A 25,473-nucleotide genomic window follows, 5' to 3' on the forward strand; every position below is an offset into this window, starting at 1 on the left:
CGGCTGATAGTTTCGGTGCATGGAGATCATCGCTCGCGCAGGCCTGGGGGACGGGTCGCTCGCATTTCCTCATCCGCCGACGGTCTGTCTTCGTGCGGACGGGTCCGTCCTGGCCGTCGTCACCGTGCAGGACGACGGTGTCTTCGGGCTGGCGCTCGTCCACGTCACGACGGCCGGTGAGGTCGCGCGACTGCCGCTGCCGGAGGGCGCTTTCGGCGCACAGCCCGTGATCGTCGACCGCGAGGCGGCCGGCGTCGTCGTGCTCGTGGATGATCAGACGGCGGTGGTGACCGACGACGGTTTCGGCACCGCGGAGACAGTCGCGATCTCCGGGACGGAGGCCGTTGCGGAGCATGGCCGTCAGTTCCCGGTGGGCGGCATCGCGCGACCGGTGGCTGACGGTTCGTGGAGCGTGGTCCTGTCCGATCCCGTGGCGTTCCAGAATGCGCGGACCCTCGCCGTGCTCCGCATCGTGGACGGCGTCCCGGCCTGGGAGGGGACCTCGCTGCTGCACGGCAAGGAGTTCCCGATGGCCGGCGGGCGGACGACCACGGCGCCGGGCGGAGCAAAGGCGCCCATCGTCGGCGACGTGGTCGAGGTGGACGGCACGCGCTACGCCGCGGCCCAGGGCAGCGACTCCATGAGCCTCCTGAAGTACGGCTCCGACTTCTTCACTCTCGCCGCACTCGACGACGGCGGCCACGTCAAGCGGCGGGTGTTCGAGGAGCGCGGCTGGAAGAAGATGCCGGGCAAGCACGGCATCCGCGCCCGCTTCACCTCGGACGGCAGCTCCGCCATCCTGACGCCGGTGTTCCGCAGCGGCGAGTGGAGGGGGCGGCAGCGGCTCGTGGACCTTGAGACCGGAGCGCTGAGGGAGGTTCCCACGGTGCGAGGGGCCGCCGGGTTCGCCCTGGTCGATCTCCGGGGCGAACTCGCGCTCCTGGCGTCTGACAGCGAAGTGCTGCTCGTCCGTGGGCTGCTGGGGGCGGGTCCGAACGCAGCTTGACCTTGCACTTTCTCCGGGCTCAGGGTGCTGCGAGCCCGAGAAAGTGCAACGTCAACGGCGGCGCGGCGTCGTCAGACTGGGGACCCCGGCGAGGTCGGGGGTGTGGCGGCGGACGGACCGCTGCCAGAGCACGACGACGAGTCCAGCACAGGCGAGCAGGAACCCGTTGACGAATCCGAGTGGTCCCCAGGACGCGGCGTAGAGCCCCATGCTCACCACATACGCGAGCCAGTTGAACCTCCGTGGTGCGGTCATACACGCCATGCTACGACCGGTGCACGTGGGTGCGGCGCCCCCTGGGGCAAGAGTTCCAGGTTGACCTTGCAGTTTCTCGGGTTCACGCAGAGATTGCGATCCACCTCTGGCCTTGCGCGTTCGAGAGAAGGCCCGGCCCGACGCTGACTACGTCGAACCGAGCCTTCACGTCATCCCGCGCGCAACCGCGAGCCTTACTGCTAAGGAGTGTTGTACTGAACGACAACGTATGGAACCGCTCCCCCGAGATTCACCTTCAGTCGCGAGTAGAACTGGCCAAATTGGCCGTTGCTGCTACTCATGGCCCTGTTAATCGACCAAGCTCGGGATTCTCCGGGACAAATGGTCTGTGTGTTCCCGGTCCACTGAGTGCCACCACGGAACAGGGGGTCCGCAAGTGCGCACATCCCGTTCGGTTGGTTCGCTCCAGACCGAATCGCCACGGTCCTCAAGGTTCCGCGAGTGGGGGATTCAAGTTGCCAGGTGGCAGTGACAGTGAACTGAAAGACGCGATCGGCAGCGTCCTTGACCGTGAGATTTGCGACGGCACTTTGAATCTGTCGCACGTTCTGAAGCCTGATGGTCGCCTGCTCAGACGCGAAAGCCTGAGCTGGAAAACCGAGTGTCATTCCAAAGATCACTGCCAGCACGGCGGCGAGCTTGCCGCAAAGGCGCCTCCACGAATTCATGCCTACCCCAATCTGTTCAATTTCACACGAGTCGAATTCATAAATCAGATGGAAAGCTGTGCCGGGTGCGACAAAGGCGATAGCACCCGCAAACGTTTACGTTTATAAATCCATCGTATTCATCATCGTGGAGTGAGGCAATGATCTGGTCTCACAAAGATCAAGGCGGGTTGCGGAGGCGGCGCGAGGTGTGTGTTGACCTTGCAGTTTCTCGGGACTGGGGGCCCGTAAGCCCGAGAAAGTGCAAGGTCGACGGCGAGGGCCGGCAATCGCACCCGGCCCGGCGCCGCTTATCGCGTCCGGATCCCATCCAGGAGCAGCGACAGCACCTGGTCCGCCAGCCGCGCTGCGCCGTTCTTCTGCGCTGCGCCGCCGTCGCTCCGCTCCGGGCGGTACCACTCGCGCACCGAGTTGATCATGCCGAAGACGAGGCGCGCCGTGGTCTTGGCGTCGACGTCCGAGCGGATGCCGCCCTGGTCGATCGCCTCCTGGACCACGGCGGCCACCGCGTGGTTGTACGTCCTTCGCTGCTCCAGGGCCCAGCGCTCCGTCTCGGTGTTCCCGTGCACGTTCAACAGCAGCGTCACGTAGGGGAGCCGCTCCGTCAGGATTTCGATGTTGCGGCGGATCAAGAACCGCAGCCGGTCGATCGCCGGGCCGGTGGTGGCCTCCGGCTCGGTGATAGTGGCCATGAGTGGTTCGAGCGCCTTCTCGAGGCCGAGCCGGAGCAGCTGTTCCTTGCTCTCGATGTGGTGGTAGATCGAGGACTTGGAGAGCCCGGACGCCTGGGAGAGGTGCTGGAAGCTCGTGCCGTCGTACCCGCGTTCCGTGAAGACCCGCACCGCCACGTCCAGGAGACGGTCCAGGGTGTAGGGCTCGCGGGCCGCCGGTTTCCTATCGGCGCTACTTTTCTCGAGAGTCCTGTCCTCGAGGGTCTCCTGGGTGCGCATCGGATCATCTTCCCACGGTGCCGCGTCAGCCGGCGGCGGGCGTGAGTTCCTTCGCCACGAGGGTCAGCACGTCGTACGTGGCCACGGTCTCGCCGTCCTGATTCCGCACCACGGCATCCCACCGGACCTCGCCGTAATCGGCGGAGTTCCGCGGCGTGATCTGCTTGACGGTGAGGTCCACGGCGATGGAATCCCCAGCCTTGACCGGCGTCAGGAACCGCAGATGGTCCACGCCGAAGTTGGCGAGCACCGGTCCCGGGTTCGGCTCCACGAAGAGGCCGGCGGCCAGCGACACCACGAGGTATCCGTGTGCCACGATCCCGCCGAACAGGGGGTTGGCTGCGGCGGCCTCCGGATCGGTGTGTGCGTAGAACCGGTCGCCCGTGAAGTCGGCGAAGTGGTCGATGTCCTCGAGGGTCACGGTGCGGGGCGCGGAGCTGATGCCGTCCCCGATCTTCAGTTCCGCGAGGCTCTTCCGGAACGGGTGCACCTCGCCCACATCGCGGCGGGAACCGGTGGTCCAGCGCCCGGTGATGGCGGTGATCATGTCGGGCGAGCCCTGGATGGCCGTGCGCTGCATGTGGTGCAGGATGCCGCGGATGCCACCGAGCTCCTCGCCACCGCCCGCGCGGCCCGGACCGCCGTGGACCAGCACCGGCAGAGGGCTGCCGTGCCCGGTCGACTCGCCGGCGTCGTCGCGGTCCAGGACCAGCACGCGGCCATGCCACGGCGCGAGGCCCAGCGTGACCTCGCGGGCGATCCGCGGATCGTGCGTCACGAGCGACGCCGCCAGGCTGCCCTTGCCGCGCGCCGCCAGGGCGATCGCCTCCTCCGTGGTCCGGTACGTCAGCACCGTGCTCACGGGGCCGAAAGGCTCGACGTCGTGCGGCTCGCTCGCGCCCTCGCGCGCCTTCAGGAGGACGGGGGAGAGGAAGGCGCCGGCCTCGGCGTCGGCGCCGACGGTGTCCACCCGGTCCGGATCGCCGAACACGACGTCGGCCCCGCGGCGCAGCTCGTCGATCGCCTTCCGGACCTCGTCGCGCTGCTCGCGGCTGGCCAGGGCGCCCATGCGCACGGACTCATTGGCCGGGTCGCCCACCACGGTCTTCGCCAAGCGGCCGCTGAGGGCCTGGATGACGGCGTCCGCGAGGTGCTCGGGCACGATCGCCCGGCGGATCGCGGTGCACTTCTGGCCCGCCTTGACGGTCATCTCCGCCACGACGCCCTTGATGAAGAGGTCGAACTCGGGGTCCTCGGGCGTGACGTCCAGGCCCAGGATGGAGCAGTTCAGGGAATCGGCCTCCACGCCGAGGCGCACCCCGCGTTCCAGCACGGCCGGGTGACGGCGCAGGAGATCCGCGGTGGACGCGGAGCCGGTGAAGTCCACGGAGTCCTGCTCGCCGAGGTGGTCGAGAAGGTCGCCCGCCGAGCCGCTGACCAGCTGGAGCGATCCTTCGGGCAGGATGCCGGATTCGATGATGCGGCGCACGACGGCCTCGGTCAGGTAGGAGGTCTGGCTGGCCGGCTTCACGATGCTCGGCAGGCCGGCCAGGAAGGCCGGGGCGAGCTTTTCGAGCATGCCCCAGACGGGGAAGTTGAACGCGTTGATCTGGACCGCGACGCCGGTCCGGGACGTGTAGAGGTGCTGGCCCACGAAGGTGCCGTTGCGGCTCAGGGGCTCCACGCCGCCGTCGAGCATCACGGTGTCGTTGGGGAGTTCGCGGCGGCCCTTGCTCGCATAGGAGAAGAGGGTGCCGATGCCGCCGTCGATGTCCACGAAGGAGTCGCGCTTCGTGGCGCCGGTGCGGAAGGAGAGGGCGTAGAACTCGTCCTTGAGTCCGCCGAGGTGCAGGGCCAGCTCCTTGAGGAGGAGCGCGCGTTCGTGGAAGGTCAGCCGCCGCACGGCCGGTCCGCCGACGTCGCGGGCGTGGCGCACCATCGCGGCGTAGTCGAGGCCCGTGGTGGACACGCGTGCCACTTCCTCCCCGGTGACCGCGTCCAGCAGCGGCTTCCCGGCGTCGTCGGCGCGGAACCAGTGTCCTGCGGCGTAGCTCTCCAGCAATGGGCTCATGGGAGGTCCTCTCGTGATCCGGCGATGCTCTCGACCCGCCCTCGCCCGGCCCTTCCGGGACCATTGCGCAAGGGGTGTGTCCTGTGCCACAGTAGTACAGAATGTTCGGTCAGTAAATAGAGCGAACCCTCCAGGAGGTGCCATGTCATCCGCAGTCGCCGAGCCGCAGCTTGAGGCGGAATTCGAAGCCATCGTGGGCCATAAGGACCGGATCGAACCCCGGGACTGGATGCCCGAGGCCTACCGGAAGACCCTGATCCGTCAGGTCGCCCAGCACGCCCACTCGGAGATCATCGGCATGCAGCCGGAGGGGAACTGGATCGGACGCGCGCCGTCCCTGCGCCGCAAGGCGATCCTGCTCGCCAAGGTCCAGGACGAGGCCGGTCACGGACTGTACCTCTACTCCGCCGCCGAGACCCTGGGCATCTCCCGCGACGAGCTGACGGAACTGCTGATCTCCGGCAAGCAGAAGTACTCGTCGATCTTCAATTACCCGACGCTCTCCTACACCGATGTGGGGACGATCGGCTGGCTCGTGGACGGGGCCGCCATCTGCAATCAGGTGCCGCTCTGCCGGACGTCCTTCGGACCGTACGGCCGCGCGATGATCCGTATCTGCAAGGAGGAGTCCTTCCACCAGCGTCAGGGCTACGAGCTCCTCATGACCATGATGCGCGGCACCGAGGAGCAGCGGGCCATGGTGCAGGAGTCCGTGAACCGTTTCTGGTGGCCGGCGCTCATGATGTTCGGTCCGCCGGACGACGCGTCGCCCAACACGGCGCAGTCCATGGCCTGGGGCATCAAGACCCACACCAATGACGAGCTCCGCCAGAAGTTCGTGGACATGTCCGTCCCGCAGGCCGAGGCGCTCGGCGTGACGTTCCCGGACCCGGAGCTGCGCTGGAACGAGGAACGCGGCCACTACGACTTCGGCCAGCCCGACTGGGACGAGTTCTGGTCCGTGGTCAAGGGCGACGGGCCGTGTAACGCCCAGCGCCTGGCCCACCGCAAGCGGGCCTGGGACGACGGCGCCTGGGTGCGGGAGGCCGCCCTGGCGTTCGCCGCCAAGGAAGCCGACGGAGCCCTTGAAGCCGACGGAACCGAGGAGACCCAGCGATGACCGAGCAGATCCGCGCCGAATGGCCGCTCTACGAGGTGTTCATCCGCGGCAAGCGCGGCCTGAACCACGTCCACGTCGGCTCCGTGCACGCCCCGGACGGTCAGATGGCCCTGCGCCACGCGCGGGACGTCTACACCCGCCGCAACGAAGGGGTGAGCATCTGGGTGGTGCCCTCCGCGGACATCATCGCGTCCAGCCCGGAGGAGAAGGACCCGCTCTTCGCCCCGAGCGGTGACAAGGCCTACCGGCATCCCACCTTCTACGACATCCCGGACAACGTCCCCCACATGTGAGGGGAGGAGGACAGCTCATGAGTGAAGCGCACATCCAGCCCGAAGGCGAACATGACAACGCCTACGCCGGTCTCCTGGTCAACGACGCCCACTGGGCGTTCGGGACCGACTTCGAGGACCCCCTCGCAGGCGTCGACACCACGGTGCCGGAAGGCGTGGACCCCGCGGAACTCGCGGCGTACTGCCTCATGCTCGGCGACGACGCCCTCGTCTTCTCCCAGCGGCTCTCCGAGTGGTGCAGCAACGCCCCGGACCTGGAGGAGGACATCGCCCTGGCCAACATCGCGCTGGATCTCCTCGGCCAGTCCCGGCTGCTGCTGGCCCGGGCTGCCGCCGCGGACCCGGCCATGGTGCCGGCGCTGCCCGAGGGTTCGCCGGTGCCGGACGAGGACCGGCTGGCGTACTTCCGCGATGACCAGCAGTTCCGCAACGTCCGGCTCGCGGAGCTTCCCACGGGCGACTTCGCGGAGATCATCGTCCGCGTGCTGCTCTTCGCCACCTGGCGTCTGGCCCTCTTCGAGCGCCTGAGCCGCAGCCGCGACGCCGTGCTGGCCGCGGTCGCCGCCAAGGGTGTCAAGGAACTCAGCTACCACCGGGACTACGTGGGCCGCTGGTTCGTGGTCCTCGCCCAGGGCACGGACGAGTCCCGGAGCCGGCTGCTCGCCGCGCTCCAGGGCCTCTGGCCGTTCACCGGCGAACTGTTCACCTCGCACGCCGTGGAGCGGTCGCTCGCCGCGGCCGGAGCCGGCGTCGACCCCTCCGAGGTCAAGGCCGAGGTGATGGGGGTCCTGGAGCACGTCTTCGACGCGGCCCGGGTGCAGGTCCCGCAAGGCGGTTCGCTGGCCGGGGTTCAGGGCCGTCTCGGCCGCGACGGGATGCACACCGAGGCGCTCAGCAGGATGCTCGCCGAGATGCAGGTGGTGGCACGCGCCCACCCGGAGGGACGCTGGTGATCGCCGTGGACACCCTCGAACGGGCCTGGGCCGCGGCCGCCCGCGTGGTGGACCCCGAGCTGCCCATGCTCACGCTGATCGACCTGGGCGTGCTGCGGGACATCGCGGTGGACGACGACGGCGCCGTGGTCGCCGCGATCACCCCCACCTACTCGGGGTGCCCGGCCATGGCCGCCATGCGGGACGATCTGCTGCGCGAGTTCCAGGACGCCGGCTTGGAGGACGCCCGGGTGCGGGTGGCCCTCGAACCGGCGTGGACCACGGACTGGATCACCCCCGAGGGCCGGGCGGCGCTGGCCGCCGCCGGGATCTCGCCCCCGGGGACCGCGCCGCGCCGCAGCGGACCCGTGACCATCAGCCTCCTGCCCACCCGCCGCGCGGTGCACTGCCCGCAGTGCGGGAGCGCCGACGTCGAACTCAGCTCCGAATTCGGCTCCACGGCCTGCAAGGCCATGTACCGCTGCCGGGCCTGCCTGGAGCCCTTCGACCACGTGAAGGAGATCTGACATGACGCTCATCGCCGACCCGGACACCGGGAGCCGCACCGCCTTCCACCCGCTCACGGTCTCCTCCGTCGAAGCGCTCACGGACGATTCCGCCGCCGTCACCTTCTCCGTGCCGGAGGAGCTGCGGGAGCTGTTCGCCTTCGACGCCGGCCAGTCCCTGACACTCCGCCGGGTGATCGACGGAGTGGAGCACCGCCGGACCTACTCGATCTGCTCACCGGCCGGCGCCGCGCCTCGGATCGGTGTGCGGGAGATCCCGGACGGGCTGTTCTCCTCGTGGCTCGTGCGTCAGGTGCGTCCCGGCGACACGGTCGAAGTGCAGCCTCCGAGCGGGAGCTTCCGGGCCGATCCGCTGCTCGCCGGACGGCACCTCTGCATCGCGGCCGGGTCCGGCATCACCCCGATGCTCTCCATCGCGGCCACGATCCTGACCCACCCGGACTCCGAGGTCACCCTTCTGTATGGCAACCGGACCACCAACTCCGTGATGTTCGCCGAGGAGCTCTCCGACCTCAAGGACGCCCATCCGCGGCAGCTGGACCTCATCCACATCCTGTCCAGGGAGCCGCGGGACGTGGAGCTGTTCTCCGGCCGGCTCGACGCCGACCGCCTCCGCAGGCTCCTCGGCGTGCTGGTGCCCGTGCAGGACATGGACCACGTGTGGCTGTGCGGGCCGTTCGCCATGCTCACCGAGGCCCGCGAGGTGCTCGAAGAGCTCGGGGTGCCCCGGGAGCGGATCCACTTCGAACTGTTCTACGTAGACGAGCCGCCGCCCCAGCTCCGGCACGCCGACCGCGTGGCCGAGGGCGTCACGAGCGAGGTGACCGTGGTCCTTGACGGCCGCACCACCACGACCGCGATGCAACGCGACATGTCCGTGCTGGACTCGGCGCAGCTGGTCCGGACGGATCTGCCGTTCGCCTGCAAGGGCGGGGTCTGCGGGACCTGCCGTGCCAAGCTCTGCGGGGGAGAGGTGGACATGGTCCGCAACTACGCGCTGGAGCCGGCGGAGATCGCGGCGGGCTTCGTCCTCACCTGCCAGAGTTACCCGGTGAGCGAGGAGCTCACGGTGGACTTCGACGCCTGAACCCGCCCCAGCAAACACCCGGAACACGACAGGAGCACGATGAACGAGGTCTTCCTTCTCGACGGGGTCCGCACCCCGATCGGCCGGTACGGCGGATCGCTCGCCGGTGAGCGTCCGGACGATCTGGCCGCCCTGACGGTGCGCACCGCGGTGGAGCGCAGCGGGGTGGATCCGGAGGCGATCGACGAGGTGATCCTGGGCGCCGCGAACCAGGCCGGCGAGGACAACCGGAACGTCGCCCGCATGGCCGTCCTGCTGGCGGGACTTCCGGACAGCATCCCCGGCTTCACGGTCAACAGGCTGTGCGCCTCCGGGATGACGGCGATCACCACGGCGCGGCAGATGATCGCCGCGGGGGACGCCGACGTCGTCGTGGCCGGCGGGGTGGAGTCCATGACCCGCGCGCCGTGGGTCACCGGGAAGCCGTCCCGGGCGTGGGCGAAGCCGGGGGAGAGCTGGGACACCTCGATCGGCTGGCGCTTCACCAACCCGCGCTTCGACGCGGACACCACCCTCTCGATGCCGCAGACGGCCGAACGGGTCGCCGAGCGCTGGGGCCTCGGCCGCGAGGAGCTGGACGCGTTCGCGCTCCGCTCCCACGAACGGGCGCTCGCCGCCCAGCGGGAAGGTCTCTTCGCGCGGGAGATCGTGCCGGTGGGGGACTTCGCGCAGGACGAGGGCCCGCGCGCCGACACGACCGCGGAGAAGCTCGCCGCGCTGCGGCCCCTGCACGGCCCGGGCGGCGTGATCACGGCAGGGAACTCCAGCTCCCTGAACGACGGCGCGGCCGCCGTCGTGCTGGTCAGCGAACGGTTCGCACTCGCGCAGGGTCTGACGCCGCGCGCCCGCGTCGTGGGCGGCGCCAATGCCGGGGTCGCCCCGGACATCATGGGGATCGGCCCGGTCCCTGCCAGCCGCAAGGTCCTCGACCGTGCCGGGTGGACCGTGGACGACCTGGACGCGGTGGAGCTGAACGAGGCGTTCGCGTCCCAGTCGCTCGCCTGCATCCGGGAGCTGGGCCTGGACGAGGCGACGGTCAACGCCTGGGGCGGCGCCATCGCCCTCGGGCATCCGCTCGGCTGTTCCGGCGCACGGATCGCGCTCACGCTGCTGAGCCGTCTGGAGCACGACGGCGTCCGCCGCGGCCTCGCGGCAATGTGCGTCGGCGTCGGGCAGGGTTCCGCGCTGCTGCTGGAGCGGGCATGAGCGCGCCGCGGACGGACGGTCCGCTGCTGATCGAGGAGCGGGAGGACCGCGTCCTGATCCGTCTCAACCGGCCCGAGGTCCGCAACGCGATCGACCAGTCCATGGTGGACGCCTTGCACGAGGCCTGTGCCCTGCTGGAGCGGGAGCCGCGCGTCACGCTCCTCATCGGTTCCGGGGGCACCTTCGCGGCCGGGGCGGACATCGCCCAGTTGCGGGAACGGCGGCTCACCGATGCCCTGGCCGGCATCAACTCCGGGGTCTTCGACCGCATCCATCGCCTGCCGATGCCGACCATCGCCCTGCTCGACGGGTACGCCCTGGGCGGCGGCGCCGAACTGGCCTACGCCTGCGATTTCCGGATCGGCACGCCCACCGTGAAGATCGGCAACCCGGAGCCGGGCCTCGGCATCCTGGCGGCCGCGGGCGGGGCGTGGCGGCTGCGCGAACTCGTCGGTGAACCGTTGGCCAAGGAGGTGCTCCTGGCGGGGCGCATCCTGAGCGGTGAGGAGGCCCGGGAGGTCCGGCTGCTGAACGAGCTGGCCGCGCCGGAGGAACTGGAGGCCGCGGGGCATCGCCTGGCCGACCGGATCGCCCGGCAGGCGCCGCTGGCGGTGCGGCTGAGCAAGGCGGCTTTCCACGCGCCGCGCGAGGCCCACCCCCTGATCGACAATGTGGCGCAGGCGGTCCTGTTCGAGACCCAGGAGAAGCAGGACCGGATGACCGCGTTCCTGAACCGACGCAAGGAGAAGGAATGAGCACGGTTCCCGAGACAGTGGGCGTCTACGGCGGAGGCCGGATGGGCGCTGGGATCGCCCACGCCTTCGCGCTCGCGGGCGCTGCGGTGACGGTCGTGGAGAACGACGACGCTTCCGCCTCCTCCGCGCGGGAGCGGATCGCGGCGTCGCTGGCGAAGTCGGCGGAGAAGGGCGCGGAGGCCACCGGGTCCGTCACGGTGGTCACCGATCCCGTGGCGCTGGCCGGATGCCGCCTGGTGATCGAGGCGGTGCCGGAGCTCGTGGACCTCAAGCATGCCGTCCTCGCGAAGATCGAGGAGGCGGCTCCCGGGGCCGCGATCGGCAGCAACACGAGCTCCCTGTCCATCACCGCGCTCGCCGCTACCCTCAAGGATCCGTCCCGGCTGATCGGCCTGCACTTCTTCAACCCGGTGCCGGTCAGTGATCTGGTCGAGGTGGTCGTGGGCGAGCAGACCCCGGCGGCCCTGGCGGAGGAGGCCCGCGGCTGGGTGGCCGGCCTCGGCAAGACCGCCATCACCGTGCAGGACGCCCCGGGCTTCGCGAGCAGCCGCCTCGGCGTGGCCCTCGCGCTGGAGGCGATGCGCCTGCTGGAGGAGGGTGTGGCCAGTGCCGAGGACATCGACACCGCCATGACCCTCGGCTACCGCCATCCGGTGGGGCCGCTGAAGACCACCGACATCGTGGGCCTGGACGTGCGGCTCAACATCGCCGAGCACCTCGAACGGGAACTCGGGCCGCGCTTCGCCCCGCCGCAGGTGCTGCGGGACAAGGTGGCCGCCGGGGAGCTGGGCCGCAAGAGCGGGCAGGGGTTCTACTCATGGTGACGCTCCTGGACGACCAGCGGCTGGCACGCGCCTGCGCAGAGGCCATGTGGAGCACCGATCAGGCCAGTAAGGGTCTCGGCATGACCCTGGACCGGGTGGAGCCGGGCCGGGCGGTCCTCTCCATGACGGTCCGCGCCGGCATGGTCAACGGTCACGGCATCTGTCACGGCGGTTTCATCTCGACCCTGGCGGACAGCACCTTCGCATTCTCCTGCAACACCCGCAACGTCGTGACCGTGGCCGCCGGTTTCGAGATCGACTTCCTCGAGTCCGCCCATCTCGGGGACGTGCTGCGGGCCGACGGCAGGGAGGTCGTGCTCCGTGGGCGTTCCGGGATCTACGACGTCACCGTGCGGCGCGGGGACACGGTCGTCGCGTTGTTCCGTGGCCGCAGCCGCTCGCTCGGCCGCCCGATCCTCGAGGAGACCCCATGACCACCGGACCTGTGCGGATCGAGCGGGAGGCCGGCGTCGCCGTCGTGACGCTGAACGTTCCCGAGAAGCGCAACGCGCTCACCGTGGAGCTCAAGACGGCCCTGCGTGACGTCCTCGCGGACGTGGCGGACGACGGCGGGGTGCGCGCCGTCGTGCTCGCGGCCGAGGGACCGGCGTTCTCCGTCGGTCAGGACTTGGCCGAGCACGCCGAGGCCCTGCACGGGGGAGGCGACGCCGCGTTCAGCACGGTCCGGGAGCACTACTCGCCGATCGTCCGCTCGCTCCTGACGATGCCCAAGCCCGTCATCGCCGCCGTGGCCGGGACATGCGTCGGAGCGGGACTGGGCCTCGCGCTCGCCGCGGACTACAGGGTGTTCGCCGCCGGGGTGAAGCTCGGCACCGCATTCAGCGGGATCGGGCTGACCTTCGACTCCGGGCTGTCCTTCACCCTGCCCCGCGCCGTGGGTGACGCGCGGACCCGCGAACTGATGCTCTTTCCCCGGGTCTTCACCGCCGAGGAGGGGATCTCCTGGGGTATCGCGGGGGAGACGGTCGACGCCGAGGCGGGCCAGACGGCCGTCCTGAGCCGTGCCCGCGAACTCGCCGCGGCCCTCGCAGCCGGGCCCACACTGGCGTTCGCCGAGACGAAGCGTCTCCTGCTGGAGAGCTCGGGGACCGATCTCGATGCCGCGCTGGAGGCCGAAGCATCGGCCCAGGCCCGGTGTGGATCCTCCCGTGACCATGCAGGCGCCGTGGCGGCGTTCCTCGCGCGGGAACGGCCTGTTTTCACTGGTGAATGAGTGGGCGGATGTCCGGCCGTCTGACCAGGAGGGGGAACCGGCCGGGATCAGCGGGGGCGCAGTCCGTCGAGGGCCAGGGCGATGACGTCGCGGCCGAGCTGCTCCGGCTCGATGCTCCCGCCCGGGCGGTACCACTCGGCGACCGAGTTCACCATGCCGAAGATGAGGCGGGTGGCGATGCCGGCGTCGAGGTCGGCACGCAGCTGTCCGTCGGACTGGGCCGCGCGGACCAGGGCGGTGACGCGGGAGTCGAAGGCCCGGCGCCGTTCGAGGGCCGCGAGTTCCACGGGGCTGTTCCCGCGCAGCCGCAGGAGCAGGGTCCACCTGGGGCTGCTGGCGGGTGAGGGTGAGCACTGCGGCCCGGATCAGCAGGTTCAGCGACTCGGCGGCGGACCCGCCCCGGCTCACGGCGTCGTCCAGATCGGCTTCGAGTCCCGTGAGCGCCTCCTCCAGGGCGAGGCTCAGGAGTTGTTCCTTGGAATCGAAATGGTGGTACAGCGCAGACTTGGACAGGCCCAGGCGCTGCGCCAGATCGGCGACGGAGGTGGCGTCGTACCCTTGCTCATTGAAGAGCTCGACGGCGATGCGCAGCACTTGCGCCCGGTCGTAGCCCGGGCGTCCGCGACGGGGAGCGGCCTCGGCTGTCATGGTGTCTCCTCGAGGGGTGCGGGGTCACGGCGGGTGCGGCGTGAACGACCGGTCGGTCGGTCCTTGAAATCTAGCAGTCCGGTGGCCGGGCGGGAGAAAGGCGGAAGAGAGTGAGTGCGGACGAGAAGCACGAGCCATGGACCATCCATCTGGGAGAGCTCGATGAGAAGCTCGGCATCCGGGTCCTCGAACAGTCGGCGGACCGCGTGGTGACCACCATGCCCGTGGCAGGCAATACGCAGTCGCTCGGGCGGCTGCACGGCGGCGCCAGCGCGGCGCTCGCCGAGGCCACAGGCTCCTGGGCCGGGATGATTCATGCGAGCCTGCGGGGGAAGGTCTGCGTGGGCGTGGACCTGAACATCACGCATCACCGGGGCGCCCGCGACGGCGAGATCATCGCCACCGCCACCCCGCTGCACGCCGGCTCACGGATCGCGACGTACCAGGTGCTGATCACGGACGGCGGGGGACGGCTGCTCGCGACGGCCCGCATCACGAACATGCTGATGGACCCGAAGGATCACTGAGCCGTCGGTTCGCCCTCGCTTTCGGGCACGTCCCGCCCCCGCACCCGCAGTCCCGGCTCCGCCGACAAACGCGTGAGGCCATTCCAGGCGAGGTTCACGATGTGCGCCGCGACCTCGTCCTTGGCGGGCGCCGGCGGGGCGCCGGCGCCCGCCGCCGTGCGAGCGTCCAGCCACCACTGGCCGGTCGAGGCGACCATGCCCACCAGCATCTGGGCGTAGAGGGCGGCGTCCCGCTCGGCGTAGCCGCGCTGGGCGAACTCGGCCGCCAGGATGTGGGTCACGCGCCGGGTGATGGCGCCGAGGATCGTGGAGTAACTCGCAGTGGAGTCCGTCGAGGCCGGAGGCGGCGCATCCCGGACCAGGATCCGGAACCCCTGCGTGTGCCCCTCGATGTAGCCCAGCAGTGCCAGCGCCGCGCGCTCCAGGAGGATGCGGGCAGGTGCGGGCTCAGCCAGGGCGTCCGTGATGTCCTGCAGCAGCGCCGCGGATTCCTGCTCGACGACGGCGGCATACAGCCGCTCCTTCGCGCCGAAGTGTTCGTAGACCACGGGTTTGGAGACTCCGGCGGCGGCCGCGATCTCCTCGATGCTCGTGCCGCCGAGGCCCTTCTCGGAGAAGAGCGCGCGAGCCACCGAGGTCAGCTGCGCCCGCCGTTCGCCCGCGGCCATCCGGGTGCGCCTGAGGCCCGTCCGTCCACTGGTGGTCACCGGCACCCGTTTCTCCCCGAAGTCACCGGTCCATCATGCCTCACCTGCCCGGTTCGGGTGGGTTGTGGCGTGCGCCGCACGGGTCCGGCGGCCCGTCCGCCGCGGGCCCGGGAGGCCCTCAGCCCAGCTCGCACCTCGGCTGTCCGCGTGGCAGAATGGACTTTTGTGTCCGGCCTTGGCCCCGCCTTTTCCGGCACGGTCCGCTCTGGTGTAACGGCAGCACCCAGGCCTTTGGAGCCTTGGAGTATAGGTTCGAATCCTATGGGCGGAACGGCATCCCACGGCGACAGCCCGCGGATGACTGACCAGCCCGGTCGCCCCGTCCGGGCGCATCCTGGCACCGCGAGTCAGAATCGCAGATGAGGAGTTCCATCCGTGAGCAATGCCGAGAACCGCGCCGCAGCAGTCATCGTTCTGGCGGCTGGCGCCGGCACCCGGATGAAATCCCGCACCCCCAAGATCCTTCACACCCTCGGCGGCAAGTCGATGGTGGGCCACGCCCTGGACGCCGCGTGGGGCATCGAACCCGGACGCCTGGCCGTCCTGGTGCGCCACCAGCGCGACCTCGTGGCGGAGCACCTCGCGGAGATCGCCCCCGAGGCCCTCATCGTGGACCAGGACGAGGTCCCGGGCACCGGCCGCGCCGTGGAGCAGGGTCTGGCGGCCCTGGACGCCACGGACGCCGTCGAGGGCACCGTGATCGTCACGTACGGTGACGTCCCCCTGCTGACCTCCGCTCTTCTCGGCGACCTCCTCGCCGCCCACCAGGAGCAGGGCAACGCCGTGACGGTGCTGACCACCGTGCTGGACGACCCCTCCGGATACGGCCGCATTCTGCGGGCCGAGGACGGCTCCGTGCTGGGCATCCGCGAGCACAAGGACGCCGGCGACGAGGAACGCGCCATCCGCGAGATCAACTCCGGCATCTACGCCTTCGACGCCGCGGTGCTGCGCGAGGCCCTCGGCGAAGTCACCACGGACAACGCGCAGGGTGAGAAGTACCTGACGGACGTGCTGGCCATCGCCCGCTCGCGCGGAGGCCGCGTGGCCGCCGTCATGACCGAGGACCGCTGGCAGGTGGAGGGCGCCAACGACCGCGTCCAGCTCGCCGCCCTCGGCGCGGAGCTGAACCGCCGCACGGTCGAGGCCTGGATGCGTGCCGGTGTGACCGTCGTCGACCCCGCCACCACCTGGATCGACGGCACCGTCGAGCTGGAGGAGGACGTCACGCTCCTGCCGAACACGCAGCTGCACGGCGGCACCCGGGTGGCGCGCGACGCCGTCGTCGGCCCGGACTCCACCCTCACCGACGTGATCATCGGCGAAGGCGCCAAGGTCACCCGCACACACGGCTCCGGCTCCGAGATCAAGGCCGGCGCCTCAGTGGGGCCCTTCACCTACCTCCGCCCCGGCACGGTCCTGGGGGAGAAGGGCAAGATCGGCGCGTTCTACGAGACCAAGAACGTCACGATCGGCGCCCGCTCCAAGCTGTCGCACCTCGGCTACGCCGGGGACGCGGAGATCGGCGAGGACACCAACATCGGCTGCGGCAACATCACGGCCAACTACGACGGCGAGAAGAAGCACCGCACGGTGATCGGCTCGGGCGTGCGGACCGGATCCAACACGGTCTTCGTCGCCCCCGTCAGCATGGGGGACGGCGCCTATTCGGGCGCCGGAGCGGTCATCCGCAAGGATGTCCCGGCCGGTGCCCTCACCATCAACGTCTCACCCCAGCGCAATGCCCAGGAATGGGTGATCGCCAACCGGCCCGGTAGCATTTCCGCGCAACTTGCGCAGGCCGCCGTGGACGCACAGACTTCCACCCAGAGCGACCCCACAACAGAAGGCGAATAACAATGTCCGCAATCACCGCGCACGGCGAGAAGAAACTGGTCCTGGCGAGCGGACGGGCCCACCCGGAGCTGGCACAGGAGATCGCCAGCGAGCTCGGCACCTCCCTCCTTCCCGTGGACGCCTATGACTTCGCCAACGGAGAGCTGTACGTCCGCCCCGCCGAGAGCGTGCGCGGCACGGATGCTTTCGTGATCCAGTCGCACCCGGCGCCGATGAACAACTGGCTCATGGAGCAGCTGATCCTCATCGATTCGCTCAAGCGCGCCTCCGCCAAGCGCATCACCGTGGTGTCCCCGTTCTACCCCTACGCCCGCCAGGACAAGAAGGGCCGTGGCCGCGAGCCCATCTCCGCCCGTCTGGTGGCCGATCTCTACAAGACCGCCGGCGCGGACCGCATCATGAGCGTGGACCTGCACACCAGCCAGATCCAGGGCTTCTTCGACGGTCCCGTGGACCACCTGATGGCCATCCCGCTCCTGGCCGACTACATCCGCACCAAGGTCGAGGCCGACAACATCACCGTCGTCTCCCCGGACACGGGCCGTGTGCGCGTCGCCGAGCAGTGGGCCGAGCGCCTGGGTGGCGCCCCGCTGGCCTTCGTGCACAAGAGCCGTGACCTCACCGTCCCCAACCAGGCCGTCTCCAAGACCGTCGTCGGCCAGGTCGAGGGACGCACCTGCGTGCTCATCGACGACATGATCGACACCGGTGGAACCATCTCCGGCGCCGTCCAGGTGCTGAAGAACGCCGGCGCCAAGGACGTCATCATCGCGTGCACCCACGCCGTGCTGTCCGAGCCGGCCTCCCAGCGTCTCGCCGAGTCCGGTGCCCGCGAGGTCGTGGTCACCAACACCCTGCCGATCCCGGCCGAGAAGCGCTTCCCGAACCTCACGGTGCTGTCCATCGCGCCGCTGATCGCCCGCGCCATCCGCGAAGTGTTCGACGACGGCTCGGTCACCAGCCTCTTCGACGGCAAGGCCTGATCTTCACCTCCTCGACGCTTGGACCCACGGATTCGTTGCGGACCCACGGAAATTTCCGTGGGTGACCGACGAGTCCGTGGGTCTGGGCGTTTTCCGGCTGCGAGCAGTCTCCTGCTAAACTGGACCGTCACCTTGGCGAGGGAACCGATTCTCCGGTTCCGTGATCGACTGGGTCCTGGGCTCCCAGGCCGGCCTCACGGCCGCCGGGTGGCCGGACTTGTCCCGCCGCCCACCAGGCCAGGCATCCTTCACGGAGGAACGCCGCCGGCCGACTACTGAGAGGAGCCTCAGATGTCTGAGACCAAGCTCGATACCGAACTGCGCACCGAATTCGGCAAGGGCTACGCCCGCCGCGCCCGCGCCGCCGGCAAGATCCCCGCCGTCATCTACGGTCACGGCGCAGAGCCCGTGCACGTCAACCTGCCGGGCCGCGAAACCACCCTCGCCGTCCGTACCCCGAACGCCCTGCTGAACCTCGTGATCGACGGTGCCGAGCACCTGGCCATCGTCAAGGACATCCAGCGCGACCCGATCAAGCAGATCATCGAGCACATCGACCTGCTGACCGTCAAGAAGGGCGAGAAGGTCGCCGTGGACGTTCACGTTCACGTGACCGGTGAAGCCGCTCCGGGCGTCGTCGCCAACCAGGAAGCCACCACCGTCTCCCTCGAGGCCGAGGCCACCCACGTGCCCAACGCCATCGAGTTCGACATCGAGGGCCGCGAGGCCGGCGCACACGTCCACGCCTCCGACCTGGTGCTGCCGAAGGGCTCCGTCCTGCTGAGCGACCCGGAGACCCTCGTGGTCAACCTCTCCGAGGCCACCGTCTCCGAGACCGAGGACGAGGCTGCCGCTGAGGAAGCCGCTCCCGCCGCTGAGTGATCCCCTCCGGCCGATGGCCGGATGATGTTCGCTGAGAAGGGCCGGACCCCACGGGGTCCGGCCCTTCGTGCGTGCCGGGTGCCGGTGGCACGTAAAATATTCCGGTGAGCGAAACATGGCTGGTGGTCGGACTGGGTAATCCGGGGGCGCAGTATGCGGGCAACCGGCACAATGTGGGCCAGATGGTTCTGGACGAACTGGCCCAGCGGATGGGCGCACGGTTCAGTGTCCACAAGAGCCGTGCCCAGCTGGCGGAGGGCCGCCTCGGGATCGGCGGACCGAAGCTCCTCCTCGCCAAGCCGATGAGCTACATGAATCTCTCGGGTGGGGCCACCTCGGCACTGAGCAGGTTCTTCGGGATCGAGCCGGACCACGTGATCGCCGTGCATGACGAGATCGACATCCCCTTCAACACGGTCAAATTGAAGCTCGGCGGGGGAGAGGGCGGCCATAATGGCCTGCGTGACATCAGCAAGGCCCTGGCCACCAAGGACTACCTGAGGGTCCGGGTGGGGGTGGGCCGTCCGCCGGGCCGCATGGACACCGCGGACTACGTGCTCAAGGATTTCACCGCCACCGAACGCAAGGATCTGCCGTTCCTGCTGGACGCCGCGGCGGACGCGGTCGAGGAACTGGTGGGCTCCGGTCTGGTGGCCGCTCAGCAGAGGTTCCACTCGCCGTCGTAGACACTGGAAATACGGAGCCAAAGTCCCTTCTCCTGCCGCGGACACGCTGGTATGGTTCGAAGTAGCGAGCAGGGGGCATCGTGGTCAGTCGCAGGTCTTCAGGGGGCGACTGTTCATGAGAGGTGTCAAAGGTGAGTACATTCGGTACTGCCCACACGCCGACTTTGGCGTTGTCTGCAGCTCCCTCCACCTGGAGGAAGGTTCTCGGCGCGGTCGAGCGCAGGAAGTGGTCCGGCGCGGCTCACCGGCGCCTGATCCCCGCCGTGGAGGCCATGATCCAGGACCCCGATCTGCGGGGCATGCTCCTGGAAGGTCCCGAAGGCAGCGGCAAATCCTCTCTGGGCTACGAATTCGCACGGTCCCGTCCTGACATCCACGTGGTGATCCTCTCCGGAACCCAGGCGCTGCGCAGCAAGCCACTGGGGGTCTTTCTCAAATACCTGGACCGGATTCCGGACAGCGCCGATCCGGAGGGTTCCGATCCGGTGCCCGCCGAAGTCATCCCACCGCTGAGCCAGGCCATCGCGGAGGAGGCCAGGGGCCGGAGCACCCTGCTGTTCGTCGATGACATCCACCGCATCGACTCCGCCTCCCTGTCCGTGATCGTGCATCTCGTGCTGTCCGGACGGAGCAAGCTCCTGGCCACCGCACCGCGGGGCAAAGACGTCAACTCCAGCCTGGGCTGGCTCGTCCGGGACGGACTGATCGTGCAGCACCGCATGGCTCCTCTGAACCGGAGCGAATCCCGGCAGCTGATCCTCCAGTCGACCGGTCATCCCATCTCCGAGGCCGCTCTGAGCGCGCTCCTGCAGCATCACGGCCGCTCGGCACTCACCATGCAGGCGCTGTTCGGCGAGCAGGTCGAGCAGCGCCGGATCGAGCTGCAGTCCGGCCACTGGATCTCCACCCACCCCCTGGCCATTGAACCCCGGGGCCCCGTGGCGCGGCTCATGGCGGTCCGGCTCCAGCGCGAGCCGGAAGAACTCCAGAAAGCACTCGTCAAAATAGCCCTGCTGCACCGGGCGCCCTGGCGACTGGCGGCCGCCGTGGTCGGTGTGAAGACCCTCGTGGAACTTGAAGAGCGCGGCCATCTGCTCGTGGAGACCTCCCGGGACCGGCATGTGAGCCTGAAGGATTATTTCCTGGCCGAGTCCATCAGGGTCGGAAGCCATGAGAAGGCCAGTGGGGAGCTGCTCTCCGAGATCAACCTGGCGGCCGGCGGCTCGCTCATGGAACTCGAACCCTCCGAACTCCTGGTCCTGGGGCAGTGGCTGCTGGACTCCGGGCAGGATCTCGACGCCGGGCTGCGCGTGGGCATCGCCGACCACGCGCTGGCCAACGCGCGGCCCCTTCTGGCCGTGCGGGTGCTGCGGGACTTCCCGGAAGACGACCCGCGGGCCGTGGAGGCCCGCTTCCTCACGGCCACCGCGTACTTCGCCCTGGCGGAGGCCGAGAAGGCCTGGTCCGTGATCGCTCCGGTCGACGTCGAGGCGTTCGTGGCCCGTGATCCGGGGCCCGGCACGCTCGCCGTCGCCGCGATGGTGCAGCAAGCGCGCGTCCGGTGCCATCTGGAGCTGTTCGGGGACCATCAGGCGGCCTGGGATGAGGTCGCCACGCTGGAAGCACTCATCCGCCGCTTCGAGGAGGCGGACCGGACCGGCTGGAAGCGGACAGCCGGCGACGGCAGGCACCTGAGCGTCGCCGAGCGCCTTCTGCTCGCCGGGCTCGAGATCCGTTTCCACAGCGGGGACTTCCGGACGGTCGGCCCGGAGCTGGAAGAGTTATGGGAATCGCCGGGCGGCAGTGAGGAGCTGCGGCTGGTCTGTGGCAGCTTCCTGGTCATGTGCCATGCGGTGATGGGCCGTGAAGACGACGCCGTACGCCTCGCCGGGGAGGTCGCGGAGCGCCTGCGCCTGGCGCCGCAGGAGTACAAGGTGCGGGAGATCCACCTCGAAGGGCGGGTGCTCGCCCTGATCTGGAGCGGGCGCTGGGTGGAATGCGTCGACGAGCTTCAGGAACTCCTGGAAGCCAGCGGCCAGGATGCCATGTTCCGCGGCGGCGTCATGGAGCTGGGCGTCGGCCTGGCGTACTGCTTCGCCGGGAAATCCGATCAGTCCATCGAGATCCTCGCCTCCTCGATCGCACAGCTGGAGGCGGAACGGCCCAACGGCTACCTGTGCGTCGCCCTGGCGGCGCTCGCGTTCTCCCACGCCTCGGCCGGGAACGAGGAGGCAGCCCAGGATCTGCTCACGCGGCTGGATCGGCTCGAAACGGCGATGAGCTGGGCCAACCGCTTCATGACGGAGTTCTTCGTGCGGATGGCCCGGCTCGCCATGAACGACCTGGAAGCGGCGCGCCTGCTGGTCCGCTCCGGCCTGGAGGACCTCGAAGCGGGACGTCTGACCGCGGCGTCTCTCAGTCTGTTCGGCGCCAAGTACTACAACAACCACCGCGAGACCGAGGCCGTCCGGGAGGCGGGCCTGCTCCGGCAAGGGGCCATGGGCGCCATCACGGCCGGCTGGGCGTCCGCGGTCCTGCAGCGTGACCCTCAGCAGGCCCTCGCCGCGGCCACCGCGGCCGAGAAGCTCCAGTTGCAGGCGGTCGAGTACCGTTGCGCCGCCGTCGCGCTTGAACTGGCGAAGGAGAACGCCAGCGCCGTGTCCGTCGCCTCGGCCCGCGCCCACCTGCAATCGGCCGAGAGCGGCGGGCTCGTCAACCGGACACTCGTCTCCGTCAGTCACGGCGGCCACCTCACCCATCGGGAACTGCAGGTGGCCCGCCTGGCGGAACAGGGTCTGGGCAACCGGGACATCGCCCGCCGGATCGGCATCTCCGTCCGCACCGTGGAAGGCCACCTCTACCAGGCCTTCGCGAAACTGGGCGTGACGTCACGACAGCAACTCGACTCCTTGTCCGCCGCGTTGTCGGACACCACGCCTTCAGGACAGCCAGCGCCTGAGCATGAATGACATCGCGCGGCCGTTCGGCCGGGGACCCGAACTGGCGGAGGTGCTCAGGCTCCTGACTTCCGACGAGGTGCCCGCCGTCTTCGTGGCCGCGTCGCCGGGCATGGGCGTCACCACGCTGCTGCGCCGGCTCTTCGGCTCCTTGTCCGCCACACGCCCCGTGCTCTCCCTGCACGGCACCCCGGCCCTGAACCTCGTCAACTACGGCGTGCTGGCCGTGCTGCGCGGGATGGACTCGATGGGCGCCCTGTCCCTCAATCCCGCTCCCGCCCTCAAGGTGCTCCGGGCCCACTTCCGGGCACAGCGGCAGGCGCTCGGCGGCGACGCCGACGGGCCGCCTCCCGTGGTGGTGATCGACGAAGCGGATTCCCTCGACCCCGCCAGCAGCGACCTCTTCGCCTCGCTGGTCATGGAGGGGGACATCACGCTCGTGGCCTCCTACGACGCCCGGCGTCCGCTGGCGGGTCCGCTCAGCGAGCTCTGGGGGATGGGACTGGCCGAGGAGGTGGGGCTCGAACCGCTCGACCGCGAGCGCACGAGCGACTACGCCCGCGAGGCTCTGGGCGCGCCACTGCTGCCCGGCCTCGAGTGGAAACTCTGGCAGGATTCGGGCGGCAGCCCCATGCTCCTGCATCTGCTGCTGTCCGAAGCGCGACGGAACGGGGGGATCGCCCTCCGTCGCGACGTGTGGGTGGCCACCGCGAAGGAGCCCTGGTCGGGTGAGGGTCTGCACGCGATCGTCGAGGAACGGCTGGCCAGCCTGAGCCTGCAATCGCATCACGCCCTTAACGCCGTGGCGCTGGGCGGCACGCTGCGACGGAAGATCCTTCAGACCCGGTTCGGCGCGGAAGCGGTGCAGACCCTCCTGGACGAGGGCTTCGTCCGCTTCGAGGACGGCGATCCGGAACGGCTCCGGATGACGAACCCGGTGTACGGGGAAGTGGTCCGCTCCCTGATCCCGCACAGCCTGAGCCGGGCCATCCTGGAGGATCTGGAGACCCTCGAAGGAGACGTGGACGTGCCGCTGGTGATGCTCCAGCGGACCCGCTGGCTGCTCGACTCCGGCATGCCGGTGCCGCCGGAGCAGCTGCTGCGTGCCGCGACGCTGGCCTGCAAGCACTTCGATCCCGGTCTGGCCGGGAGATTCCTGAGCGCCGTGCCCGCCACGACGCACGCGGCGTGGGCGGAGGCCGTGCGGGCCCGGCTCGACTTCAACGAGGGCGAGTACCGGCGGGTCCGGGAGCGTCTGGCCGCACCCTGGCTCCTGTCCGACCGGGAGGCGCAGCTGCGGGTATCCCTCCTCGAGGCGGCCACCACCATCGCGGCCGGGCTGCCGCCGTCGGGCATCGCCGGACAGGGGCGGAGGCTCCGTGCGCTGGCCGCCACCGGCTTCACCGACGACGGCGGCACCGACTGCCGCGCCGCGCTCCTCCGGCGCGCGGAGGTGCTGGAGGCCCTGGCCGCCAACCAGCAGGGACACTTGGCCGAGCTCGGGCGGCTGATCGGCTCCCTCCTGGAAACCACCGAGAATGACGACTCACCCCACGCCCTGATCGACCGGACCCTGGCGCTGTCCCTCGACGCGGAGCGCCTCACGGTCCTGGGTGACTCTGAGGCGGCGCTGCGGCGTGCCGGACAGGCGTTCGCCCTCCGGCATGACGAGAGCCTGGACGTCTTCTTCCTGCCGGAGACCGTGATCGTCACGGCCCTCATGGTCTCCCTCGCCGCCGGAAGCCCGCAGGCCGCGCTGGAACTCGTGGCCCTGACCCGGATCGATGCCACTGGCGCCGCGATGGCGTTCGGCGGCGGCACGAGCCTGATCACCGGCGCCATCCTCGGGCTGCAGGGCGAGTACGCCGCGAGTCTGGAACCCCTGCTCGCGGGCCTGGAGAACCTGAAGATCAACGATCCCCAGCGGCTGCGCGGCTTCTTCGTGGCGCAGGCGTACATGGCGGCGGCCAAGACGGGCCGGATCGAGCTGGCACGGGAACTGCGGGAGAGCTACGAACCCGGCTGCACCTTCTACTACGGCCAGGTCATGGCGCCCCTGCTGATGGCCTGCGGTGACGCCGAGCTGGACCCCGACGGCCCTGGGATGGCGGCCATGGTGGAGACGGCCGAGACCATGGCACGGGCGGGATTCCTCGGGCTGGCGGCGCCCGCCTGGTCCATGCTGCTCGGACTCGGCCATCCCGGGGCCCGCGAGCACCTGGAGGGCCTGATCCCCGGGCTCACCGGACCGTGGGCCGAGGCGATGGCCCGGTTCCTGGAGGCCGCGCAGGTCCCCGACGCCCAGCAGATCCTCGAAGCCGGCCGCTCGCTGGATGTGCGCGGCCACACCGCGCTCGCCCGGTCGCTCTACCGCACCGCGGCGGACACGGCACAGCGCAATGGCGACGGCGTCACCGCCCATCACGCCCGGCAGTCGCTCAGCACGGTGGGCGACGCCGTCGGTGACGGGGCCGGCACGGATGCGCAGGGTCTTCCGAAACTCACGGGCCGAGAGAAGGAGATCGCCCGGCTCGCACGGGACGGGCACTCCGACGAGACGATCGCTTCCCTCCTGCACCTCTCCGTCCGGACGGTGGGCGGGCACCTGAGCCGTGCGTACCGGAAACTCGGCGTCTCCTCCCGACGCCAGCTGGCGGACGTCTTCAAAGACTGACCGGCACCCACCCGCAGCCGGGCCTCAGGCCACCCGCTCATGCACCGGGGCGGAGCCGTGCCCTGGGACGCCCGGACCGCCCCGCCGGGCCCGCTTTCCGCCGTCGGCGCCCCGTACCTGAGTAGTGGGGCGCCGTGCCGCCCGGAACCACGTAGACGACCGGCGTTCGGGGGAGCGGCGGGTGGCCCGGGCGGGCACTACTCGGGTAGTCCCGGTGGCGAGCCCGGGTTCTGAGCGAGGGTGGCCGGCCGAGATGCAGGTAGTGCCTCCGCGGGCCTGGACCGGCCCGCGGTACTTGACTGAAAGGGCAGTTCAAAAACCACAAAGAGGTCTCAATGTCCCGGTCTTCATCCCCGGTGGCGCATCGTGGCGAGAACCCGTCCCGGGTCAGCCCTGTGCGGTCCATCGACAGTAACGGTGGTGCGATCACACTGCCCGGCCGTCAGGCGCGGGCTCCACATGCGGGGTCGGCGGTGGAACAGCCTTCCGAGACCGAGGCTACCCCCCTGCCACCGTCGGCCCCCTTACTCCCGCGAGGGCGCACCACCCTCTGGGCGTCGGCCCACCAGGCCCTGGCGAACCGTGCCACTGAGCGCCGTGCCT

22 protein-coding genes, 1 tRNA gene and 1 pseudogene are annotated in these 25,473 nt (G+C 69.8%); 19 read left to right on the plus strand and 5 right to left on the minus strand.

The annotated features are described in order from the left end of the window. Positions 1-19: 19 nt before the first annotated feature. Positions 20-1,006: a hypothetical protein gene (locus QFZ52_RS03435; protein ID WP_307496239.1), complete on the plus strand. Its 987-nt coding sequence runs from the start codon at positions 20-22 to the stop codon at positions 1,004-1,006. 51 nt (positions 1,007-1,057) lie between these two features. Here the strand turns inward: QFZ52_RS03435 and QFZ52_RS03440 are convergent, their stop codons facing one another. The 3 genes from QFZ52_RS03440 to paaZ all read right to left on the minus strand — a co-directional run bounded on the left by QFZ52_RS03440 (position 1,058) and on the right by paaZ (position 4,971). Beyond that, positions 1,058-1,261 (minus strand): hypothetical protein, encoded by a 204-nt coding sequence (locus tag QFZ52_RS03440; protein ID WP_307496240.1) that lies wholly within the window; start codon positions 1,259-1,261, stop codon positions 1,058-1,060. 979 nt (positions 1,262-2,240) lie between these two features. After that, complete coding sequence (locus QFZ52_RS03445; protein ID WP_307496242.1) at positions 2,241-2,900, minus strand: TetR/AcrR family transcriptional regulator; 660 nt, start codon at positions 2,898-2,900, stop codon at positions 2,241-2,243. 25 nt (positions 2,901-2,925) lie between these two features. Beyond that, entirely contained in the window at positions 2,926-4,971 is a 2,046-nt protein-coding gene (paaZ, locus tag QFZ52_RS03450; protein ID WP_307496244.1) for a phenylacetic acid degradation bifunctional protein PaaZ, read from the minus strand. 142 nt (positions 4,972-5,113) lie between these two features. On the opposite strand from paaZ, the gene paaA reads away from it, so the two are divergent. From paaA to QFZ52_RS03500, 10 genes are read left to right on the plus strand one after another with little or no spacing between them, the layout of a single operon-like run. Next, positions 5,114-6,091 carry a 1,2-phenylacetyl-CoA epoxidase subunit PaaA gene (gene paaA, locus QFZ52_RS03455; RefSeq protein ID WP_307496245.1) on the plus strand — a complete coding sequence of 326 codons (978 nt, stop codon included), beginning with the start codon at positions 5,114-5,116 and terminating at the stop codon, positions 6,089-6,091. Then, positions 6,088-6,384 carry a 1,2-phenylacetyl-CoA epoxidase subunit PaaB gene (paaB, locus tag QFZ52_RS03460; protein WP_066216764.1) on the plus strand — a complete coding sequence of 99 codons (297 nt, stop codon included), beginning with the start codon at positions 6,088-6,090 and terminating at the stop codon, positions 6,382-6,384. Before paaA ends, paaB begins: the two co-directional genes overlap by 4 nt. 17 nt (positions 6,385-6,401) lie before the next feature. Further along, on the plus strand, positions 6,402-7,337 hold the full coding sequence (gene paaC / locus QFZ52_RS03465; protein ID WP_307496246.1) for a 1,2-phenylacetyl-CoA epoxidase subunit PaaC: 936 nt from the start codon (positions 6,402-6,404) through the stop codon (positions 7,335-7,337). Then, positions 7,334-7,843 (plus strand): 1,2-phenylacetyl-CoA epoxidase subunit PaaD, encoded by a 510-nt coding sequence (gene paaD, locus QFZ52_RS03470; protein ID WP_307496247.1) that lies wholly within the window; start codon positions 7,334-7,336, stop codon positions 7,841-7,843. Before paaC ends, paaD begins: the two co-directional genes overlap by 4 nt. A 1-nt stretch (position 7,844) precedes the next feature. After that, positions 7,845-8,930 (plus strand): 1,2-phenylacetyl-CoA epoxidase subunit PaaE, encoded by a 1,086-nt coding sequence (gene paaE / locus QFZ52_RS03475; protein ID WP_307496248.1) that lies wholly within the window; start codon positions 7,845-7,847, stop codon positions 8,928-8,930. Positions 8,931-8,969: 39 nt separating this feature from the next. Further along, a complete protein-coding gene (locus QFZ52_RS03480) occupies positions 8,970-10,136 on the plus strand; it encodes a thiolase family protein (RefSeq protein WP_307496249.1) in 1,167 nt (388 codons plus the stop codon). Further along, entirely contained in the window at positions 10,133-10,891 is a 759-nt protein-coding gene (locus QFZ52_RS03485) for an enoyl-CoA hydratase/isomerase family protein (protein WP_307496250.1), read from the plus strand. The genes QFZ52_RS03480 and QFZ52_RS03485 overlap by 4 nt, the downstream gene beginning before the upstream one ends. Next, positions 10,888-11,715 carry a 3-hydroxyacyl-CoA dehydrogenase family protein gene (locus QFZ52_RS03490; protein WP_307496252.1) on the plus strand — a complete coding sequence of 276 codons (828 nt, stop codon included), beginning with the start codon at positions 10,888-10,890 and terminating at the stop codon, positions 11,713-11,715. Before QFZ52_RS03485 ends, QFZ52_RS03490 begins: the two co-directional genes overlap by 4 nt. Beyond that, positions 11,709-12,149, plus strand: a complete 441-nt coding sequence (gene paaI / locus QFZ52_RS03495; RefSeq protein ID WP_307496254.1) for a hydroxyphenylacetyl-CoA thioesterase PaaI — start codon at positions 11,709-11,711, stop codon at positions 12,147-12,149. Before QFZ52_RS03490 ends, paaI begins: the two co-directional genes overlap by 7 nt. Beyond that, positions 12,146-12,949, plus strand: a complete 804-nt coding sequence (locus tag QFZ52_RS03500) for an enoyl-CoA hydratase/isomerase family protein (RefSeq protein WP_307496255.1) — start codon at positions 12,146-12,148, stop codon at positions 12,947-12,949. Before paaI ends, QFZ52_RS03500 begins: the two co-directional genes overlap by 4 nt. Positions 12,950-12,996: 47 nt before the next feature. Here QFZ52_RS03500 and QFZ52_RS16140 read toward each other — a convergent pair. Then, positions 12,997-13,597: pseudogene (locus QFZ52_RS16140) on the minus strand (TetR/AcrR family transcriptional regulator). Between the two features lie 110 nt (positions 13,598-13,707). Between QFZ52_RS16140 and QFZ52_RS03515 the strand changes: the two are divergent. Then, positions 13,708-14,124, plus strand: coding sequence for a PaaI family thioesterase (locus tag QFZ52_RS03515; protein ID WP_307496257.1), 417 nt, complete (start codon positions 13,708-13,710; stop codon positions 14,122-14,124). Here QFZ52_RS03515 and QFZ52_RS03520 read toward each other — a convergent pair. Further along, a complete protein-coding gene (locus QFZ52_RS03520; RefSeq protein WP_373425617.1) occupies positions 14,118-14,831 on the minus strand; it encodes a TetR/AcrR family transcriptional regulator in 714 nt (237 codons plus the stop codon). The two genes, QFZ52_RS03515 and QFZ52_RS03520, sit on opposite strands and share 7 nt — an antisense overlap. Before the next feature lie 199 nt (positions 14,832-15,030). Here QFZ52_RS03520 and QFZ52_RS03525 point away from each other — a divergent pair. From QFZ52_RS03525 to QFZ52_RS03555, 7 genes are all read left to right on the plus strand, one after another. After that, positions 15,031-15,102, plus strand: a tRNA-Gln gene (locus tag QFZ52_RS03525). 104 nt (positions 15,103-15,206) lie between these two features. Continuing rightward, on the plus strand, positions 15,207-16,688 hold the full coding sequence (gene glmU, locus QFZ52_RS03530; protein WP_307496259.1) for a bifunctional UDP-N-acetylglucosamine diphosphorylase/glucosamine-1-phosphate N-acetyltransferase GlmU: 1,482 nt from the start codon (positions 15,207-15,209) through the stop codon (positions 16,686-16,688). A 2-nt stretch (positions 16,689-16,690) separates the two neighbouring features. After that, positions 16,691-17,671 carry a ribose-phosphate diphosphokinase gene (locus QFZ52_RS03535; RefSeq protein WP_066216800.1) on the plus strand — a complete coding sequence of 327 codons (981 nt, stop codon included), beginning with the start codon at positions 16,691-16,693 and terminating at the stop codon, positions 17,669-17,671. Between the two features lie 291 nt (positions 17,672-17,962). Continuing rightward, entirely contained in the window at positions 17,963-18,553 is a 591-nt protein-coding gene (locus QFZ52_RS03540) for a 50S ribosomal protein L25/general stress protein Ctc (RefSeq protein ID WP_307496261.1), read from the plus strand. Positions 18,554-18,657: 104 nt separating this feature from the next. Further along, positions 18,658-19,239 (plus strand): aminoacyl-tRNA hydrolase, encoded by a 582-nt coding sequence (pth, locus tag QFZ52_RS03545; RefSeq protein ID WP_278268500.1) that lies wholly within the window; start codon positions 18,658-18,660, stop codon positions 19,237-19,239. A 170-nt stretch (positions 19,240-19,409) separates the two neighbouring features. Then, on the plus strand, positions 19,410-22,208 hold the full coding sequence (locus QFZ52_RS03550; RefSeq protein ID WP_307496262.1) for a helix-turn-helix transcriptional regulator: 2,799 nt from the start codon (positions 19,410-19,412) through the stop codon (positions 22,206-22,208). Continuing rightward, a complete protein-coding gene (locus tag QFZ52_RS03555; RefSeq protein WP_307496263.1) occupies positions 22,201-24,870 on the plus strand; it encodes a helix-turn-helix transcriptional regulator in 2,670 nt (889 codons plus the stop codon). The genes QFZ52_RS03550 and QFZ52_RS03555 overlap by 8 nt, the downstream gene beginning before the upstream one ends. The last annotated feature ends 603 nt before the right edge of the window (positions 24,871-25,473 follow it).

Source organism: Arthrobacter woluwensis (assembly GCF_030816155.1).
Classification (GTDB): domain Bacteria; phylum Actinomycetota; class Actinomycetes; order Actinomycetales; family Micrococcaceae; genus Arthrobacter_E; species Arthrobacter_E woluwensis_A.